The organism is Paenibacillus ihuae, from assembly GCF_001368795.1.
In the GTDB taxonomy this organism is placed as follows: domain Bacteria; phylum Bacillota; class Bacilli; order Paenibacillales; family Paenibacillaceae; genus Paenibacillus_AQ; species Paenibacillus_AQ ihuae.
Genome location: NZ_LN831203.1, coordinates 1 through 18,633 on the forward strand (window position 1 = coordinate 1; position 18,633 = coordinate 18,633).

The 18,633-nt window shown below is 51.6% G+C and carries 21 protein-coding genes and 2 pseudogenes; 3 read left to right on the forward strand and 20 right to left on the reverse strand.

Features of this window, described 5'->3' with window-relative positions; all coding sequences use genetic code 11:
* Positions 1-304: 304 nt before the first annotated feature.
* The gene (locus AQR02_RS26815) at positions 305-1,180 is read right to left on the reverse strand and encodes a nucleotidyltransferase-like protein (protein WP_054943410.1); all 876 of its coding nucleotides are present in this window, start codon (positions 1,178-1,180) and stop codon (positions 305-307) included.
* Between the two features lie 129 nt (positions 1,181-1,309).
* Here AQR02_RS26815 and AQR02_RS26820 point away from each other — a divergent pair, with 129 nt between their 5' ends.
* The gene (locus AQR02_RS26820) at positions 1,310-1,675 is read left to right on the forward strand and encodes a DUF2614 family zinc ribbon-containing protein (protein ID WP_054943411.1); all 366 of its coding nucleotides are present in this window, start codon (positions 1,310-1,312) and stop codon (positions 1,673-1,675) included.
* A 78-nt stretch (positions 1,676-1,753) separates the two neighbouring features.
* Here AQR02_RS26820 and AQR02_RS26825 read toward each other — a convergent pair whose 3' ends face one another.
* The 18 genes and pseudogenes from AQR02_RS26825 to uptA all read right to left on the reverse strand — a co-directional run bounded on the left by AQR02_RS26825 (position 1,754) and on the right by uptA (position 16,123).
* The gene (locus tag AQR02_RS26825) at positions 1,754-3,475 is read right to left on the reverse strand and encodes a glycosyl hydrolase family 18 protein (protein ID WP_054943412.1); all 1,722 of its coding nucleotides are present in this window, start codon (positions 3,473-3,475) and stop codon (positions 1,754-1,756) included.
* 206 nt (positions 3,476-3,681) lie between these two features.
* The gene (gene perR / locus AQR02_RS26830; protein WP_054943413.1) at positions 3,682-4,113 is read right to left on the reverse strand and encodes a peroxide-responsive transcriptional repressor PerR; all 432 of its coding nucleotides are present in this window, start codon (positions 4,111-4,113) and stop codon (positions 3,682-3,684) included.
* Positions 4,114-4,240: 127 nt separating this feature from the next.
* On the reverse strand, positions 4,241-6,106 hold the full coding sequence (locus AQR02_RS26835; protein ID WP_245237764.1) for a DUF4097 family beta strand repeat-containing protein: 1,866 nt from the start codon (positions 6,104-6,106) through the stop codon (positions 4,241-4,243).
* Positions 6,107-6,147: 41 nt separating this feature from the next.
* Positions 6,148-6,618, reverse strand: a complete 471-nt coding sequence (locus tag AQR02_RS26840; RefSeq protein ID WP_054943414.1) for a GNAT family N-acetyltransferase — start codon at positions 6,616-6,618, stop codon at positions 6,148-6,150.
* A gap of 92 nt (positions 6,619-6,710) precedes the next feature.
* Complete coding sequence (gene gatB / locus AQR02_RS26845) at positions 6,711-8,156, reverse strand: Asp-tRNA(Asn)/Glu-tRNA(Gln) amidotransferase subunit GatB (protein ID WP_054943415.1); 1,446 nt, start codon at positions 8,154-8,156, stop codon at positions 6,711-6,713.
* Positions 8,157-8,199: 43 nt separating this feature from the next.
* Positions 8,200-9,658: pseudogene (gatA, locus tag AQR02_RS26850) on the reverse strand (Asp-tRNA(Asn)/Glu-tRNA(Gln) amidotransferase subunit GatA).
* Positions 9,659-9,681: 23 nt separating this feature from the next.
* On the reverse strand, positions 9,682-9,969 hold the full coding sequence (gene gatC / locus AQR02_RS26855; RefSeq protein WP_054943416.1) for an Asp-tRNA(Asn)/Glu-tRNA(Gln) amidotransferase subunit GatC: 288 nt from the start codon (positions 9,967-9,969) through the stop codon (positions 9,682-9,684).
* 314 nt (positions 9,970-10,283) lie between these two features.
* Positions 10,284-10,667 (reverse strand): hypothetical protein, encoded by a 384-nt coding sequence (locus AQR02_RS26860; RefSeq protein WP_054943417.1) that lies wholly within the window; start codon positions 10,665-10,667, stop codon positions 10,284-10,286.
* A gap of 169 nt (positions 10,668-10,836) precedes the next feature.
* A complete protein-coding gene (locus tag AQR02_RS26865) occupies positions 10,837-11,607 on the reverse strand; it encodes an ABC transporter permease (protein WP_054943418.1) in 771 nt (256 codons plus the stop codon).
* Entirely contained in the window at positions 11,604-12,518 is a 915-nt protein-coding gene (locus tag AQR02_RS26870; protein WP_054943419.1) for an ABC transporter ATP-binding protein, read from the reverse strand. Before AQR02_RS26870 ends, AQR02_RS26865 begins: the two co-directional genes overlap by 4 nt.
* Positions 12,518-12,709: a PLD nuclease N-terminal domain-containing protein gene (locus AQR02_RS26875; RefSeq protein WP_054943420.1), complete on the reverse strand. Its 192-nt coding sequence runs from the start codon at positions 12,707-12,709 to the stop codon at positions 12,518-12,520. The genes AQR02_RS26870 and AQR02_RS26875 overlap by 1 nt, the downstream gene beginning before the upstream one ends.
* A gap of 59 nt (positions 12,710-12,768) precedes the next feature.
* Positions 12,769-12,990 carry a hypothetical protein gene (locus AQR02_RS26880; protein WP_054943421.1) on the reverse strand — a complete coding sequence of 74 codons (222 nt, stop codon included), beginning with the start codon at positions 12,988-12,990 and terminating at the stop codon, positions 12,769-12,771.
* Positions 12,987-13,316, reverse strand: coding sequence for a YxlC family protein (locus tag AQR02_RS26885; RefSeq protein WP_054943422.1), 330 nt, complete (start codon positions 13,314-13,316; stop codon positions 12,987-12,989). The genes AQR02_RS26880 and AQR02_RS26885 overlap by 4 nt, the downstream gene beginning before the upstream one ends.
* Entirely contained in the window at positions 13,306-13,839 is a 534-nt protein-coding gene (sigY, locus tag AQR02_RS26890; protein WP_054943423.1) for an RNA polymerase sigma factor SigY, read from the reverse strand. The genes AQR02_RS26885 and sigY overlap by 11 nt, the downstream gene beginning before the upstream one ends.
* Positions 13,840-13,902: 63 nt before the next feature.
* Positions 13,903-14,124 (reverse strand): hypothetical protein, encoded by a 222-nt coding sequence (locus AQR02_RS26895; RefSeq protein ID WP_054943424.1) that lies wholly within the window; start codon positions 14,122-14,124, stop codon positions 13,903-13,905.
* 184 nt (positions 14,125-14,308) lie between these two features.
* Positions 14,309-14,941 (reverse strand): MBL fold metallo-hydrolase, encoded by a 633-nt coding sequence (locus tag AQR02_RS26900; RefSeq protein ID WP_054943425.1) that lies wholly within the window; start codon positions 14,939-14,941, stop codon positions 14,309-14,311.
* A 5-nt stretch (positions 14,942-14,946) separates the two neighbouring features.
* Positions 14,947-15,513: a thioredoxin family protein gene (locus AQR02_RS26905; RefSeq protein WP_054943426.1), complete on the reverse strand. Its 567-nt coding sequence runs from the start codon at positions 15,511-15,513 to the stop codon at positions 14,947-14,949.
* Positions 15,510-16,123: pseudogene (gene uptA / locus AQR02_RS26910) on the reverse strand (undecaprenyl phosphate transporter UptA). Before uptA ends, AQR02_RS26905 begins: the two are co-directional and overlap by 4 nt.
* Positions 16,124-16,456: 333 nt before the next feature.
* On the opposite strand from uptA, the gene AQR02_RS26915 reads away from it, so the two are divergent.
* Together AQR02_RS26915 and AQR02_RS26920 are read left to right on the forward strand one after the other, a co-directional pair.
* Positions 16,457-16,741, forward strand: coding sequence for an autorepressor SdpR family transcription factor (locus tag AQR02_RS26915; protein WP_054943427.1), 285 nt, complete (start codon positions 16,457-16,459; stop codon positions 16,739-16,741).
* Positions 16,742-16,745: 4 nt separating this feature from the next.
* A complete protein-coding gene (locus AQR02_RS26920; RefSeq protein WP_054943428.1) occupies positions 16,746-17,399 on the forward strand; it encodes an SdpI family protein in 654 nt (217 codons plus the stop codon).
* Here AQR02_RS26920 and AQR02_RS26925 read toward each other — a convergent pair.
* Positions 17,363-18,633: O-antigen ligase family protein (locus tag AQR02_RS26925; protein WP_148449224.1), on the reverse strand; the 1,271-nt coding region annotated here is incomplete at its 5' end. The genes AQR02_RS26920 and AQR02_RS26925 overlap by 37 nt on opposite strands.

Here is an 18,633-nt window from a genome sequence, read left to right on the forward strand (position 1 = left end):
TTCTCTTTTTCGTTGTCGTTTGCATCTCAGCAGCGACCTTTATAATATATCATGCAGCCCTCGTTTTTGTCAACATCTTTTTTTGATTTCTTTTTTCCGTTGATCATCGTTTGCTTTCCAGCTTTACGATGTGTCGGAGGGACGAGTTATAATTTAACACAGTATTAACACAGGAGTCAACTCTAAATATTCCCAATGGTTATCTGCTCATTCTGAATAAGGGCAAATAAAAAAAGAGAGCGAACATCCTCTCCTTATCTTGGCCTATTAAGCTTAATTAATCCCCGGGTGAGTTGCTATATATTTATAGTGTGTATCGAACCGTATGCCCTTCAGAAGCGTCATCCGCCCAGGAGGTGATTTCCCTAATCAGGGAACGGGATACCATTTTACGAAGTACGAGCGGCAATTCGGCTCCAAGCGGGCTAAGACCTGAATGCTGCAGCAGTTCTTTGATACTCCAGGACTCTTTCCGGCTCCCGAGAATATCCAGCAGCATAGTACAACAGTCAGACATCTTCGACATAATTGCAAATTCACAGGCAAGCAGAATGAGCTCTACTCTTTGCGCAAGTGTTTCGGTGCTGACCGTCAGCTCTTCATAAAGCTTGTGAACAGAGGTATTCAGGCTTTTAACCTGTTCCCAAACTGCCGGATCGGGAAAACATCCCGCTTCACTGACTTCAATCCGGGCCCAATGATACAAAGCTATAAGTACACAGTTGTATGCATCCATGGTAAAACCTGCTTCACTGTAACGTTTGGACTTCACATACATATGCAGGAAACGGGCAAATTCCATAAACAAGACCCGTTCTTTGAGCGGTCCCTGGAATTGTGTGATCTCCCGCCGCATCTCTCCCAAAATCCCTTTGGGGTCCCAAATGACTTCTCCAGCAATAAGGCTGGTAAGGAGTTCATTATTATCGCCCGCCATCACAGCCCGCTCCAAAGCAGATATACCGACGTGTACAGACTGCGTTCGTCTCTCACCGGCTATGGTATGCGTTATAATCCGTTCTTTCTCTTGTTCCTCGTGCAGCATCAATACCACCATATCAAAATCGTGGAGCAGCGCGCTCTGAAACGGAGCATTGCCCTTCTGCCGTAAAGCTACGGCCCCCAGCACATTCTCATCGAACGTTTCTCCACTCAATAGGGTCAAATTGGATAGTTCCATACTTCCCTCCATCAAATTTGGCGATTTTGCGTCCAGTCAGTTATAATTCTCTTAAATATTAATATTCTACATATTCATGGCAGTTCCTTCTGGACGTCCGAACTATATTTTAGTTAGGAGCAAATACTCATGAAGATGAAATCGGCTAAAATCAATGCTTTTCGCACTTGGGGATTACTGCTCACTATGCTTGGAATGGGCCTCATGATTCTTGGAACAGCCGGAATTGTATTCTGGGGCTCAGCAGGTAAAGTATTTGCTGCGATAGGACTCGTTATTGGTCTGATCTCGATGATGGCCAGTCTGGCAATATACTTTTGGGCAGGGATGCTGTCTACGAGTGCGGTTCAGCTGGAATGCCCGGAATGCCACAAGCTGACCAAGATGCTGGGCAAAACTGACCGCTGCATGTTCTGCCACACCATCCTTACCCGCGATCCGGCACAGGCAACCATTACAGCAGAACAGTTAGAGAGCCAGCAGCTTGAGCAATAATGAATCGGCATGATGTAAGTGAATACCAAAAAAAACAAGGGGTTCCGTTTCAGGAGCCCCTTGTTTTTATGACAAACACTATTTACTAATTTCCTGCAAAGTCTCCCACGCCTCAAGTGTTCCAAAGCTGCGGGTCCAGGAAGCTACTCCCCCAAGTCCAAACGACTTAGCGAGCTCAACTCTCGAATTCAGGGAGACCTTATCCTCAATCCAAATTTTGTGAAGAGCGCCGTCTTCCTTGTACTCGACATAGTTCTGGCCAGAGTCATTGTCAAACTTAGGCGTCAGTTTTTTCTCGGACAGAATCTCCTGAACGGCAGACATGCCGACAGCCTTAGAGCTGACTTTAGTCTCTCCTTTTTCCGTGGTCTCTGTCCAGATGCGGGTATACAGCGGAACACCGAGAATCAGCTTCTCAGCCGGCACATTGTCTTCATCAATAATACGGCTTATAGAGCTCTCCACCCAGGGCAAAGATGCTACAGAGCCTGCTGTGGGGCTGGATGCCCAATGCTCGTCGTAAGCCATTACAATGAGGAAGTCCGCTACCGAACCAAGCGCCTTCCGGTCCAGGAACAAAGACCACATTTCACTGTTTGACTTGGGCGTAACGTCTATGGAGACAATCAGATTTTTGGCCTGGGCCATCGGCTTCAGCTCCCGCATAAACTGCGTAACATTCTCTCCATCCTTCGTATAGACGTTCTCAAAATCAATATTAATGCCGTCCAGATCATATAAATCTGCATATTCCAGCATCTGAACGATCGTAGTCATCCGTTTCTCATAGCTTGATAACGCCTGCGTGGTAAGATCGGCCTCGAAGCTGTTGCTCAGCAGTCCCCACACCTCCATACCTTGCTTGTGAGCCCATTGCACATAGGCACTATCCGCCTGGCTGCGCACATTCCCGTTCACGTCTACAATCCGGAACCAGGTCGGGCTGACAACGTTAATCCCTGGCAATTCACCGAACTTTGCGGGGTTAGGCTTGCGCTCATATACAGCCTCCCAGAACATGTTCACAGGTTTCCCTTTCCAGCTGCGTTCTGCTCGGGAAGGCTCAGTTACCTTCTGTTCCACTGTCTTCTGCCCGTCTGCTGTAACGTCGCCAGCCTTCACATACCCGGTATAACCGCTGCTCATCTGTACATACAGCCAGTCCTTGTTATCCGCATTCCAGATTCTGACGATTGTTCCGGGGGCCATATCCGCAATGATTGGAGCGTGAATGGTCGCCTCACTGCGCAGCACCTTCGTCCGGCCGCCCTCCTCGCCTTTAACCGTGCCAAGTGGTACACTTTCTCCGGCAGTCATCAGCAGAACAGCACCTGTACTAGTATCTTCCTCAACTTCAAAGCCGTACAATTCCTCAAGGGTATCAGCCGGAAGATAGGTCACTCCATCCTTTACTTCAGGTGCAAGCCGGAGCTGAATCGGCTCATTGTTCAGGCTCGCGGAAGTTGAATTCTCTTGCATATACAGCAGGTCATTATCCGTAGAGAGAATAACCGACTTGCTGGCTTCCTCATACCGGATCGCAGAATCGACATACTCCTGTAAAAGGGGAAGCGGTAAAAGTAGACCGTCGCCGGTCCCTGCGGCTGAATAACCTGTTAGTTCACCCTTAACGAAAACAGGCTTCTCGAGGCCTTTCCAATCCGGATCGATATGCTCACGGTTCGGCAGTACATAAAAAACAATCCAATAAGCGGCTGCGGCAATAATAATAAGTCCTAATAAACGGCGAAACCGACTTCCACGCTTTTTAGTGCGTCCTTGTCTCTGTCTGCTATCCAAAATATATATCCTCCAAAACTATCAATAAATTTAAGTGCAGGTAGTCAATCTTAAGTATACGTTATGTTCATTCGTTTGGTTGCGCTAATCTGCTGGAAGTCGAGGCATTAAATGGCCTATGTTCACAATAAAAAAACGTGTGGCTTCCGTCACCGGACTCCGCACGTCATAATTTTCGCCTCTTAAGCTAAGTTACTCTTGGTGTCTCAATGCCGTTTCTCGCTGCAGCATTTGCAAACCCCGTACAATTCTAATCGTAAACCATGAATTTTGAAGCCCGTCGCCTGTTCGGCAGAATGCTCCACCTCATGGAGTGAAGAATAACTGAAATCTTCGATTTTACCGCATTCTTGGCAGATGACATGATAATGATCGGACACATTGGCATCAAAACGGCTGGAATTATCACCGTAGGTTAACTCGCGTACCATACCGGCTTCCATGAACATTTTCAGGTTATTATACACTGTCGCCACACTCATGCTCGGAAACTGCGGCTCAAGCGCACGGTAAATATCGTCTGCCGTAGGATGATTCAACGCTTCCATCAGATACGTAAGAATCGCATGACGCTGGGGTGTAATACGGACACCGGTAGTCTTCAATTGTTCCAATGCATGTTGCACGCCACTACCCATCAATTCCACCACCTCTAAATTAAATACCTAATAAAATAACTATACTGCAATTGTAGAACCCGGATTTGAATGTTGTCAACGTGCCAAGTACATTATATTGATTATTATATAATAAAAATTACTTTTTTCAATATTTCCTCACATTTAGGTTGCTGTTCCCTTCAACATGCAGCTTAAACTCGCCGGTCCCTACTTCGCCGGAAATTGTCTTTTTGTCGATGGTAAGCTCAGGGAAGTCCGTGTTAATATCCCCGTAGCCGCTTGATCCGTCTACTTTATAATTCCCTGCCTGGGGCAGATACAGATCAATGTCTCCCACCGCGCTGTACACTTCCCAGTCCCCGCCAAAAAACTCGGAGCGGATAGTAACTTTACCGTTCAGCGATTCGGCGTGCAGCTTCGCTCTTGCACCGTCAATCTCCAGATTGCCGTTCTTGCTGACAAGATTCACTTCATCTCCGCTGCCTGTTACCGAAATATTGCCTACAGCCGTAGACAGCTTCAGAGCACCCGTAACATCCCAGGCATTCATCTTCCCGCCGCTAGTGGTCAAATCCACACTACCCTGCACAGTCCGGGCACGAACCGCACCGTTCAGCGTTTTCCCCTTCACATTCCCGAATATCCGGTGCAGGATGAGCTCTCCGTTCCCAGTCTCTAGCAGAATATCCTCGATTGCTTCCACGTTCTGCAGAGTGATGCCGCCATTCATCGTCCGGACATCCAGATTAAAGCGGCGGTCCTCCGGAAGCGAAATCTCAAGATTCATCCGCGGCTGCCGTTTGCCGGAGTCACCATAGGTTTTATATTGAGGGGTGATATTTATGGTTGGCCCCTCGGTTACTTCTACGAAGGATTGCTCCGATATCGCTTCAGCCTGCGCTCCTTCCAGCTGGTCCACCCATACAGTAGTCGTAATCTCGATATCTTCTACCGGGGCGCGATGAATGAGAATATCCCCGTTGATGCCATCAACAGCGATTTTGGAGGTGTTCAGCTCGACAGGTACAATCAGCGGAGCTTTTTCAAACCGACCGCCTTTGGCTTCCCCGTAATCCACTGCCGCTACGGTCAGATTCAGGCTGACCCGGTTCCATAAATGCAGGTAATGCTCCTGTTCCGCTACGATAAATACGCTGGCACCCAGTATAACTGCCGACAGCAACCCCCGCAGATCCATTCTGGCCCTTGGACCTTTGGGCACTGAACCTCTGCGGCGCGCTAAAAAGGAAATAAGCAGATACTCCACACCCCATAACACAGGGATCAACGGCCACCATTTTAACAGCAGCAGCATGTTATCCGTATCATTCCGCCAATCCAGCAGCAGGAGAACCCCAACTACCGTGAGCAGGATTGCTGCGGTATATCTGCCGGCACGCCGGGCGCGCCGTTCATTGCTTTTGCGGATAATCATTCCTTTGGCAATTTCACGTGCTCCCAGCCACAAACCGCCGCATATCAAAAGTCCGGCAATTACTGCACTCGCGTACATCTCGATGAATTGCTGCAGCCAGACCGGTTTTTGCCGGAAAAGGAACATCAGCGCTCCGCCAAACAGCAGCATGAATCCAAAGGAAATCCCCGGCTCGCTGATAAGGGCACGATGCCTAGACGTTTTGGTTGTTGTTATTGGCAGTTCAGGATCGGTCTCCTCAGGGATGCGAAGAATCCGGTCTACCGATTGCAGCACATCATACACATTATAGAAATAAACGACTGGAATCAGCAGAGCCAGTAAAATAAGCAGCGGCACATTAATCTGCATGCCAATAGATGAGAAATACAGCATCGCCGCGATGTCCAGCAGTATGATGAAGATGAAAGAAATCCCTTTGCGGAGAAGCCCGAAATAGAGATGTCCGGTTCCGGGAATCAGGGCCGCCAGCAGCCCGGCAATGAACTTGCGCTTGCGTGGGCGCTTTTTTTGGCGCGGAGGTATTATAGGGGGATTAGGCACCATGACGGATTCATCCTTCTGCTCGGAACACATCTCGGGAGTCCTCCTTCCATAAAGTTTATGTTGTTTCTTGTTCAAAGCTTACCACTCCGATAAAATTCGATCAGCTCTACGCCCGGAGCCACTTCCTCAATACCGGCAGGAATAAACCCATGCTTGGTATAGAGTGTAACTGCCGGAACATTGAGTTTGCCCGTAGATACAATGAACTGCGCCATCCGGGAATAATGCTCAAAAATAAATTCCAGCAGCCCTCCGGCTACCCCCTTGCGGAAATGATCCGGATGTACCATCATCCGGGTTACCGTCAATTTGCCCGGTGACTCTTCCAATACAGCAACAGCGCCCATCAGATCACCGCTGTCGTCAAAGCAGCCGTAGAACTCCTCTGTAGACCCTGCCAGCATGTCTCTCGTCTCCAGCAGCGGCGGAATCTCGTTAAAGCCTATCAGCTCAGCTTCCAGCCGGTAGGCCTTGTGCTGCAGGCTCCAGAGCTCGCTTAAGGTGAAGGCATCCTGCAGGTCCAGCTTAATTATTGTATCCATCCGTACAGTCCCCTTATATGCTGTTCAGGGCCTGCCGTTGCCGACAAGCCCTGATACTTGAGATCCTATAATAAATTACCCAAAAACCGGATCTAGCTGTTAAGCACTTCAGCCAGCAGCGTATTCACCAGACCCGGATTAGCTTTACCTTTACTCTCTTTCATTACCTGTCCTACCAGGAATCCAATCGCCTTCTGTTTACCCGCTTTGTAATCCTCAACGGATTGCGGATTCGCAGCGACGACATCTTCTACGATTTTTTTGATTGCACCCTCGTCGCTGATCTGCACCAGACCCTTTTCCTCAACGATCACGGCTGGCAGGTTTCCGCTTTCCAGCATTTCTTTGAACACGGTTTTGGCGATCTTGCTGCTGATTGTTCCGCCGGCAATCAGGCCGATCATTTCACCAAGCCCCTGTGGTGTAATCTTCACTTCCGATAATTCCAGATTGCTTCCGTTCAGATAAGCGAGCAAATCGCCCATCATCCAGTTAGCTACTGCCTTGGCATCCTTAGTATAGGAAAGGCTGCCTTCAAAGAAATCTGCCAGCAGCTTGGAAGACGTCAATACACCTGCATCATAGGCGGTAAGCCCGTATTCCTCACTGTAGCGGGCCTGCCGCGCATCCGGCAGTTCCGGAATCGTCTGACGGATCGATTCTTTCCAGGCATCATCAATATGCAGCACAATCAGATCCGGGTCAGGGAAATAGCGGTAATCATGGGCTTCTTCCTTGCCGCGCATGGATAGGGTTTTGCCCTGGGCTTCATCCCAGCGGCGGGTCTCCTGTACTACAACACCGCCGTCATCAAGGATTTCCCCCTGGCGGAACTGTTCATATTCGAGGCCGCGCAGCACACCGCGGAAGGAGTTCATATTCTTAAGCTCGGCGCGGATGCCGAATTCCTCCTGACCCGCAGGACGCAGGCTGATGTTGGCGTCGCAGCGCATCGAGCCTTCCTCCATCTTCACATCAGAAACATCGCAGTACTGCATGATTGCGCGGATCTTCTCCAAATAAGCACGGGCTTCTTCAGGCGAGCGCAGATCAGGCTCGGAGACGATTTCAATCAGCGGTGTACCCACCCGGTTGAAATCGACCAGCGACGCAAAGCCGCCGTCCACGTGGGTCAGCTTACCGGCATCTTCCTCCAGATGAAGTCGGGTAATGCCAATCCGCTTCGTCTCACCGTTCACTTCAATATCGATCCAGCCGTTCAAACCGATAGGCTGGTCGTATTGCGAGATTTGGTAGGCTTTTGGCGAATCGGGGTAAAAATAGTTCTTGCGGTCGAACTTACTGACGTCCCCGATCGTGCAGTTCAGCGCCATCGCTGCTTTCATTGCATATTCCACCGCCTGACGGTTAAGTACCGGCAGTACACCGGGATGCCCGAGGCAGACCGGACAGGTATGGGTATTAGGCGGAGCACCGAATTCCGTGGAGCAGCCGCAAAAGATTTTGGACTTGGTATGAAGCTCCACATGAACTTCCAGCCCGATGACCGTTTCGTATTTAGACATAAATGATCTCATCCCTTAAAAGTTTTGTGAGCCAAAAACGCTTATCCGGCGGGAATTACAGCTGTGGCCGCTCTTTGTGGTAGTCTGTATTTTGTTCAAAGGCATGCGCAACGCGCAGCACGGTGCTCTCGTCAAATTCCTTGCCGATAATCTGCAGGCCGACAGGCAGTCCTCCTGCAAAGCCGCAAGGAATGCTGACCGCAGGAATACCGGCGAGATTGACCGGAATGGTCAGAATATCGTTCAAATACATCGTCAGCGGATCTTCCGTCTGCGAGCCCAGCTTAAAGGCAGTCGTCGGAGCCGTCGGCCCGATGACCACATCATACTTTTTGAAGACCTCATCGAAGTCCTGCTTAATCAAGGTACGAACCTTCTGTGCCTTCAAATAATAAGCATCATAATATCCGGAGCTCAGCGCATAAGTCCCCAGCATGATCCGGCGCTTCACCTCAGGCCCGAAGCCGCGGCTGCGGGAATTGTGATACAAATCAAGCAGACCGCCGCCTTCATCGACGCGGACGCCATAACGGACACCATCGAACCGGGCCAGGTTGGAGGAAGCTTCCGAAGAAGCAAGCAGATAATACGTTGCTACCGCGTATTCGGTGTGCGGCAGAGAGACTTCTTCCCATACGGCACCAAGGCCTTCAAGCACCTTCAGTGCCGAGAGTACCGTCTCGCGGACAGAAGCATCCACGCCTTCGCCGATATACTCTTTCGGCACCCCGATACGCAGTCCGGAAATGTCACCGGTCAGTGCGCTGAGGTAGTCGGGAATATCAACTTTGGCCGAGGTGGAATCCTGGGCATCATATCCCGCGATTGCTTGCAGTACATAAGCGGAATCCTCAACGTTGCGGGTAACCGGGCCAATCTGGTCCAGTGAGGATGCAAAAGCAACGAGGCCATAGCGGGATACCAGCCCGTAAGTCGGCTTAAGACCAACCACTCCGCAGTACGAAGCAGGCTGGCGGATCGAACCGCCGGTATCCGAACCAAGCGCAAAACAATACCTCCCCGGCAGCTACCGCAGCTGCCGAGCCACCCCTGGAACCGCCTGGTACATGCTCCAGATTCCACGGGTTACGCACAGCTCCATAGGCGGAGTTCTCATTGGAGCCGCCCATGGCAAACTCGTCCATATTCAGCTTACCGATCGTAACCGCATCCGCCTGGTGCAGCTTGGAAACAACGGTTGCATCATAAATCGGCTGGAAATTATCAAGAAACTTACTGGCACAGGTAGTGCGCAGCCCCTTGGTGACAATGTTGTCCTTGATCCCGGCAGGAAGTCCAAACAGCAGGCCGCGCGCTGCACCGGAAGCCAGCTTGTCATCCAGCGCCCGCGCTGACTGGCGTGCCCCCTCCTCATTTAACGTTAGAAATGCGTGCACTTTACCGTCACGTTCTGCGATGGCTGCCAGCGATTGTTCGGTCAGCTCACTGACGGAAAGTTCTTTGCTGTGCAGCATGTTATGTAGTTCAGGCAATCGATATTGAAACAGGCTCAACATTCTTCCTCCTTTCGGTATAGTTATTCCAGTACAGCCGGAACCTTGAAATGTCCGTCTTCGTCTTCCGGCGCGTTAAGCAGAGCTTCTTCCTGGGACAGGCTCTCCTTCACGACATCATCGCGCATGACATTGCTGACCTGCAGCACATGCGTAGTCGGCTTCACATTCTCCGTATCCAGCTCATTCAATTTCTCAGCATATTGTAATATAGCATTCATTTGTTCAGTAAAAGTAGCCTCTTCTTCCGGGCTTAGTTGCAGTCTGGCCAGCTTGGCCACATGCTGCACATCTTTGACAGTAATGCTCATAAGGAATATCCCTCCTGTTTAAAGGGCTAAAGCGCCCGGATAACGTTTTTAATTATATTGTAGAAGCCTGGACAATTCAATGCGCTTGTCATTTCAGGAGGCTGACCTAGCAGAACAGCCCCACCGAAGTGGGGCTGTCCGTGCTGCTGATTACTTTTATGTTATCATCCAATGATTTCTGTATAAACAAGAAGAAACGGCTTATCCGTCCTGTTTAGGACGGTATCCGTTTCTGCGAGAAATAGAAGGATAATTTATTACGTAAAACATATTAATTCTTATATTTCAAAAAAGCCGGCTTTCGCCGGCCTCCCTTAAATCCAAGCACGAAGATTCACCTGTTTGATGAATTCCGCCTGGGACAAACCTTCTTTGGGCGCTGTTTCCGCTTCTTCCGTTTCCTCATCCTCGCCGTTCATTAGATGATGAAACAGCTTCTCATTGTGCGTCGACAAAGCATAATCGATCAATGCCTCGTGCGTCGTTCTCTCCGCTTCCGCCACCAGCAATTGTTCTTCAGCCTCAATATCCTCTGCGGTAACGTAAAAATTCCTGTTGGCCTGAGGGACACGGATGACGTAATCAAATGCATTGTCCGGATTGCGGTCATAAGCAATCAGGTAGCCGTAGTCTCCGATAGGAAGACTCTGTTCAAAAGCATCCGCAACAATGACAATCTTCTCTCCTAACCGCAGCATCGCCCTACCTCCTGCTTCAAAATCTATCAAGGTTCTACTTGTTTCAACAGTCTACTAAAAAAAGCTAGAGCTGTCCAGCAGCAGGAGGGATGTTTAATGAAAATTCACAAATATTTTCTGAAAACGAGCGGGAGTACCCGCTAACCGCCACAAAGTCAGCAATAATCCTTCAGTCAGGCAATTTATTCCTGCCCATTAGCATTGCAGCCCCGGCAATACAAGCAAGAATCAGCAGTACGGCTGACGGTACCGGTCCAAGCCAGGCAACACTGCCTTCCGTTAGCTGTCCGGCTGATAAATCAGGCAAAGCCGCCGGCAGCCAGTCAAAGCCCGACGGGAGCAGGCTGTAGAGCAGTGACATTCCCGCTGCGGACAGGAGCGCAAGAAAGGCAGCGGCCGGCCCGCGCATAAAAGCGCTGAAGAGCAGGGTTAATGAAACAGCACTAAGCAGCCATAAACTGTAAAGCCCCGTAGCTGCCAGACAATCACTTACAGAAAGTGAACCCATTAGCTGTACGGTATAGTAGCCTGCTGCTGCGGCACCAAGTCCTAGAGCGATGAAGAGCACGGTTAAATGTGCCGCCCATTTGGCAATGATAATCACCGCCGGAGCGATCGGTTTAACCATAAGCAACTCAGCCGAGCCGCTGCTCCGTTCCCCGGCCAGACTGTTCATGGCAGCCAGCGCAAGCACCAGCATGCCGATGGTCCCGTACTGTCCAAGCGCCTGTGCCATTACTGCAGCAGCACCCGGCATTTCATAGCCTTCCAGCATTCCGGGCGGCATATCTCCTGAAGCCTTAAGAATATCCGGAAGGTAATACGTAGTAAGCGGCTGCATAATGCCCAGAATAATGAACACTACCGGGATCCATACCAGCCGGTAGCTTCGGAGCGACTCCAGCATCTCCTTCGAGTAAAGCGTCCAGAACTTCCTCATGATCCCACCACTTTCATAAACAGATCCTCCAGTGTAGAGGAACCGGCTTCAAAATGCAGCAGCGGAATGTTAAGTCCGGCCGCCTCCTGCAGTATGGCCCGGCGCGCCGATGCTACGTCAGCGACATTAAAGACGGCTTTCCCGCCTGATATTTGCGAAGCTTGAATAAACGGCTTCAGGGCAAGACTCTCCAGCCACCCGGCTGCTGCACTTCCAGTCTCCACTGACAACCGGATCACTGGCAGGCTATATTGCAGGCGGAGCTGTGACAGTTCTCCCTGCACTGCGATCGTACCCTGATTCATTAAAATAACGTTATCGCATATTTCTTCGGCATCGTGCAGCACATGAGTAGAGAAAATGACGGTGGTCTCCCCGCGGATCTCCCGGAGCAGCTCCATCACTTCCCTGCGGCCGATCGGATCAAGCGCCGAGACTGGCTCATCAAGCAGCAGCAGCTTGGGACGGTGAACCAGCGCTTGTGCCAGGCCCAGACGCTGCTTCATCCCTCCGGAGTAGCCGCCTATGCGCCTGCGGCCGGCGGCGGCAAGGCCTACCCTCTCCAGGGCTGCAGCAGACACCTTAGCCGCCTCCCGGGAAGGAATGCCGCTCAGCTTGGCCGCGAAGACCACATATTCCAGCCCGCTCATCCAGCGGTACATAGCCGGTGATTGCGGCAAATATCCGAGTTCCTTACGGTAATCGGTTCCCGGCGGACTGCCGTTAAAAGATATCTGACCCGCGGAAGGCGGCAGAAGCCCAGCAAGCATCCGCAGCGTGGTTGTCTTTCCCGCACCATTCGGACCCAGCAGGGCTACACATTGCCCCGCTTCGATTTCAAAGCTGATGTTGTCTACGGAGCGTTGCTTGCCGTAGCTCTTGCTTAATCCTGTCACTTCAAGCAGCGTCATCAGCTTTCCTTCCTTCCAACTGTAAAATACGCTATGCTGCCCAGAAGATTGCCGAAGAGCAATATGAGTACCCATAGCCACTTTGGCCCCCGGACCTGTTCCGCCTTAGCCAGAGAAAACAGTCCGATAATTGCCAGCAGAGCCTGTAAAGCCACCAGCGGCCAAATCAACCCCCAGTTCACCTCGTCCATGTTTCCATACCCCCAAAACCCTTTATTGTATTCTGCTAAGCAAGTAAAGTTTATCTAGGTCAGCGCTTCTGACCCGTTCTCCATCGGTCCGGCAAAATAACAACCAGCAGATAGACAATTATCGGAGTAGGCGCCCCGGTCAGTCCCCACAGACCCCAAAACCACGCCATCCTTCCTTTATCCCGCTTACGCGCATCGCGGAAAAGCCAGGTTCCCTGCAGCAGCAGCACAGCCGCGATACACGCCCACAGCCAATAAGGCACGTCCTGCAGCTCCTTCACTGTTCCCCATCCTCCCGTCGCAGTCTGAACCGTGTTACTGCATAGCCGCCGAGTGCAGCGAGGGGAAAGGCTGCCTGGAGTATCCAATAGATTACAGGTGCATTGCCCAGAACAGTCAAGATGATCATGAGGAGGAACAAGGCTACAAACCAAAACAGCAGCAGTTCCTTACGGCTCTGACGGCGCCGGCGAAGGCCTTCTGCGGCAAGAAACTGCTCCACTGCCGGCAAGGATGGCGGGGAGATATCGTCATACTGTGCATCCAGACGTTCAAGCCCGGCTGACAGCTTATTCAGCAGCTCCTCATGATCTATATCATTTCTCATCCTCTTTCAGCTCCTTTCGCAGTTGATGAAGACCTGCAGACACACGTGATTTAACAGTACCGGCAGCAGTCTCAACAATAATGCCGATCTCCTCATAGCTATAGCCGTAATAATGTTTCAGCAATACAGCCACCCGCTGGGGTAAGGGCAGCCTGGAAAGCGCATCAAGCACTTCACTCCACTCCATATTGCGGCTCTCAAACCGCCAGCGGATGGCCGCCGCACCCCGCTCCTGGCGGAACCACTGCGTCTCCCGCTTCCAGCGCCGTTTACGGTCAATATATAACCGGGTAGCAATCGTGATCAGCCAGGAGGAGAACGAAGAGGACCCGTTATACGTACCGATCTTCTCCATGCAGCGCACCATGGTATCCTGGGCAAGCTCTTCCGCCAGAGAGGGATCCATGGTAGCTTTGATTAAATATTTGAACAAGAAGGTATAATGTTCCCGCAGCAGCTCAGCCAGCGCCGAGGCATCGCCCTGCTGCGCCCGCTTGATCAACTCCAGCGTCCCGTCGCTCATTGGCCCCTACATTCCCTTCTTCATTCATTCACATCTGTAATACGAACAGGTACAGCAAATCGTTCATTCACGGTCCAAATAATTTTGCAGCTCCCACAATCTGCGCCGCCAAGGCTGAATACTCCCGTGTCCGCCGGGAAACCTCCAGAAATACAGTCTGCTCCGTGTCTTCTCTCCGCCTGAAGCATCATTAACAGCCGGGGGATAAAATCCGATATCTTCAGCGCTCTCTCCCGTTGTTTTCTGCTGTCCTTTATCCAGACGATAGTATATATCGTTCTTCAATGCTCTGCCTCCCATACGAACTAAACCTGTATATAAACAAAAAAAGAACGCAAACCGGGATTAATTCCGCAGTCTGCGTGCTTCGCGAGGTAAATGTTACATTTAATTAACAGTATTGTAGCAACTTTGTATCTTTCTGTCCATCTCTATTTTCCCGCTTTTTGTCGCTTGGTATAGAATAGCATCACTGCATAGGCACATAAGGATTGTTCTGCCGCTCGAAACCGATGGTCGTCCGCGGGCCGTGTCCCGGGTACACCTTCACTTCTTCGTCCAGGCGGTAGAGCTTACCGCGGATGGAATCGATCAGATCCCGCTCGCGGCCTCCGGGCAGATCTGTGCGTCCTACACCGAGTTTAAACAGGACATCCCCGGAAAACAGGTCATTCCCGCACAGGAAGCTGACGCTTCCCGGTGAATGGCCCGGGGTATGAAATACACGGAAGGTGAGTCCGAGCAGCTTCAGTGTTTGACCCTCTGCAAGGTCATATTCCGCAGGTGCTGTACTTATCGGGGGTGAGGCATCCGGCCACATCAGTGAACCGTTCAGCTTGGGGCTGCCGAGCCATTCACTCTCCAAGGCATGCAAGTATACAGGGCAATTCTTCGCTTTGCGGATTTGATCCACACCGCCGATATGGTCAAAGTGGGCATGCGTCAGCAGGATCGCTTCGATTTCCATACCTTCTGTAGCACGCACAAGCGCAGCCGGATTCATGCCGGGGTCGATAATCACGCCGCGCTGCGGATCAGCTCCGGTTAACAGATAGGCATTGGTCTGGAGCGGTCCCAGATTATAGGAACGAATATTCAGCATACCGATCAGAAGCCGGAAATCAGGCTGCGCAGCTCTTTGGCAATAACTGCGTGTGACTCCGTTCCTTCCCCGTAGGCCTGCCCCATTGCCTTGCGGACCTCCGCGATTTTGCTCTCATAGTCGGCTGCTTCCCGGTCCGGGTTCTCCTGTTTAAAGGTGCGCATCAGTGACTGCACATGTTCCGGACGTGGCCCCCAGTGACCCAGAACATAACCGCCGGTATCGGCAAAAATGACAACAGGCACGGATCTTCCGCCCATGGTCAGAAAATCATCCATAACTTCCTGGTTCTCTTCCAGAATCAGCACTTCAGTCTTGATGCCCGCAGTCTCCAGAATCCGGAACACGACCGGCACATTGCGCACAACGTCCCCGCACCAGTCCGCAGCCAGAATAAGCACGCGCAGGTCATCGCGGTGGTTCAGGCTCTCGAAATATTCACGGTCTTCCCCGTTGTCCCAGGCAAATTTCTCGTACCAGGATTCAAAGGCCTGCTGATTTTTGGTCATGCTCTCTACGAACTGGCGTGGACTCAGGCCCTTACCAAATTTATGAGCTACATTCTGTTTCATACTGCACTACCTTTCTTTTTGGATTTGTACCATTTGAACAGGAAGTATACTACGATAACAGCAATTGCGGCCAGAATCAGCTCATGGGTATATTCAGCGGCGACCTCATCAATCGTCTCCCATTTATCGCCAAGGGTATAGCCCAAATAAACAAAGAGGGTGCTCCACGGAATTACTGCAAGCGTTGTGAGCAAGGTGAATTTACCCAGCGGCATGCGTGAAATTCCGGCAGGCACAGAGATGGCGTGGCGGACAACCGGAATAAAGCGCGCGGTAAAGATGACACCAGTGCCGTACCTTTTGAACCATTCCTCGGAATGGTCGATATGTTTTTTCTTGATAAAATGTACTTGCCGTACTTCTCCAGTACAGGCCTTCCGCCATAACGGCCGATCCAGTATACAAAAATCTGGGCAATTACACCGCCAACCGTACCAAAAAGAACCGCTCCGAAAAAATTAACATCACCTTGTGAAACCAGATAGCCGCCGTACGCGAGCACAATTTCACTCGGAATCACTTCAATCATCAGCCCGATCATAATCCCAAAATAGCCAAGACTTTGAATCCATTCAAATAAATGCGAGATCAGATCAGAAATATAGTGCATATGCAGCTCCACCTCCCGTTTTATACAGAGTTTATCCGGCTGAGAACCCGGCCTTCCTCTGCTCTATGTACCCAGCTTCTCCTAGCCTATTCTAGCATATGCGGGCTTACGACTTCTACTTGAGGCCAAGCTGCGGGGGCCGCCTGCATATCAGCCTTTAAGTATAGTGCTGAGCAGCACTGATTACGGATTGTAATCGCGGATAATAAAGGGCCAGATTCCTTGTCCGGAAAACGGCTCTTTGGCTAAATTCATTCAAGTATTGACAATTAATAAATTGAATGCGATTATACATTTAGATAATTATTTAAATATCGAAAGGTTGGATTGAGAATGAATGAATCCTTCAAGGCGCTCGCTGATCCAACCCGAAGACAGATTATCCGGCTGCTGCGTGAAAAGGACCGGACCGCCGGGGAAATCGCCGATTATTTTCAGATGACCAAGCCCAGCATCTCGCATCACCTCAGTGCCCTGAAGCATGCCGGTCTGGTACAGGATGAGCGCAAGGGACAGTTTATTGTGTATTCGCTCGATACGACTGTGCTTGAAGAGGTGCTCGGATGGTTCCTGGAGTTAACCGGCACAGGGAAAAACAGTTCTGACAAGGAGGACTAGTATTATGAAGGATTTCAAATGGAAATGGCAGGACACGCTGATTGTGATTTTTGGAGTACTCGCACTGGGTTATGCACTGATCAATTACAGCAAACTGCCCGCGCAGCTTCCTTCCCAATTCAGCATTACCGGAGAGGTCAACTCTTACTGGCCCAAAGGCTCGATCATTGCTCTAGGGGCATTTATGGGCCTTATTTTCCCAATTGCTATGCAGTTCATCCGCCGGATTGACCCAAAGAGAGAGAACTACAGCAAATTTGAAAATGCTTATAAAATGATCCGCCTGGCTGTAGGGATACTGTTCGATGCCGTACTGGTGCTTTCTGTAGCCAAGGGTCTGAATGAGAATTTGGCGGCAGGTAAAATAGCTATCGCGGCTATCGGGGTGTTATTTATAGCACTCGGCAATTATATGCCGCAGATTAAAGATAACTATTTCACAGGCATCCGGACACCGTGGACGCTCGCAAGTCCTGAGGTGTGGCGGAAGACCCACCGGTTCTCCGGGTATATGTGGACGATCGGCGGAATGCTGATTGCGCTTGGTGCTTTTATGCCGAAGAGCCTGTCCATCAGCCTGATTATCACAGCCCTGCTGATCGCGACGATCATTCCATACGTTTACTCCTGGCTGATCGCCCGGCAGATGAAGGTATGAGCGGGGTATAAACGGATGCCACGTGGAGCTGTTTGCCCCTGGTAAACCACTGCAAGCAGCTCCTTCAGCTCCATATTCAGCTTATCCGCCGACTCGGTATATTCGAATCGGCGGTCATTGTGCTGCCTGCCTTCACTACGCTCCTGAAACGCCAGCAGACGGTATTGCCTCAGCAGCTCCAGCCCGGCAGAAGCGCTGGCAGCAGCTCCCTGCCGGTCCCCCCTCACCAAATTACGCCGCCCCAGCTCCAGTATGCCTTCTGCCGCTTTTGCCTGCTTGGCAGCATTAAAGCCGTCAAGCTGCAAGCTTCTCCGCAACCAGTACAGCGCCTTCCCCGGATCTGCGCCTGCCATATAAGACCCCGCCAGTGCCCAATGTAAACCAGGGTCCTCCGGAGCATAGATCAGACTGTTCCGGAGCAGGTCTCTTCCCTGCTCTCCCGGAAGCAGCCCCGCGAGAAGCACAGCGGCCTTGGGATCCCGCGGATTCCATGCAAGGGATTCCCGGAGCAGCATGATCTGAACCGCAGGCTCAGCGGTGCGGACTGCCTGACTGTACAATCTTCCCCCCATCATCATCTGAAAGGAAAGCTGACTGAACGCCAGACAAATACAGATTAGGATTAGCCGCAGCCCCGCCCGCTTCACCCCCATGAAGCTCCGTATATGAGACCGGCGGTTAAAGACTGGCGGTACGGGGACAGACGGCGCTCCAGAGGCGGCGCTTACAAGCTGCCGGGATTCGGCATGTGCCATCGCCAGCAGCAAATACAGCAGCAGCCAGCTCAGGCCGTAGCTCCAGTCGAAATCGGCCGCCGCATGCAGGACGATCACAAGGAGCGGAGGCAGCAGCCTCGGGGCGTCCCTGCCGGTCATCCAGACCGCTGCCAGCAGCAAGAGCAGCAGAACGGCAACACCGGCAATTCCGAGGTTCAACAGGAAGTCGAGATAACCGTTATGCACCTGGCTGCCTACATAGGGGCGGGACTGGGCGGCGAGGTACGCGCAGTGCCACGTCTCGCCCCCCTGCCCCAGCCAGGGCGCTTCCCCCGCGAGCTTCCAGGCATCGCGGTACATCAGTCCGCGAGCGTCGACCGTCGCAGACGGTGCGCTGATCCGCTCGCGCAGCTGGCCGAGGACGGCGGTGCCCGCCGCCGTCCAGAGCGCCACCGCCGCCAGCAGCAGCGCGGCGCGGGTCCCGCCCGCCGCACGCCGGCTGCGGCGGCACAGCCACA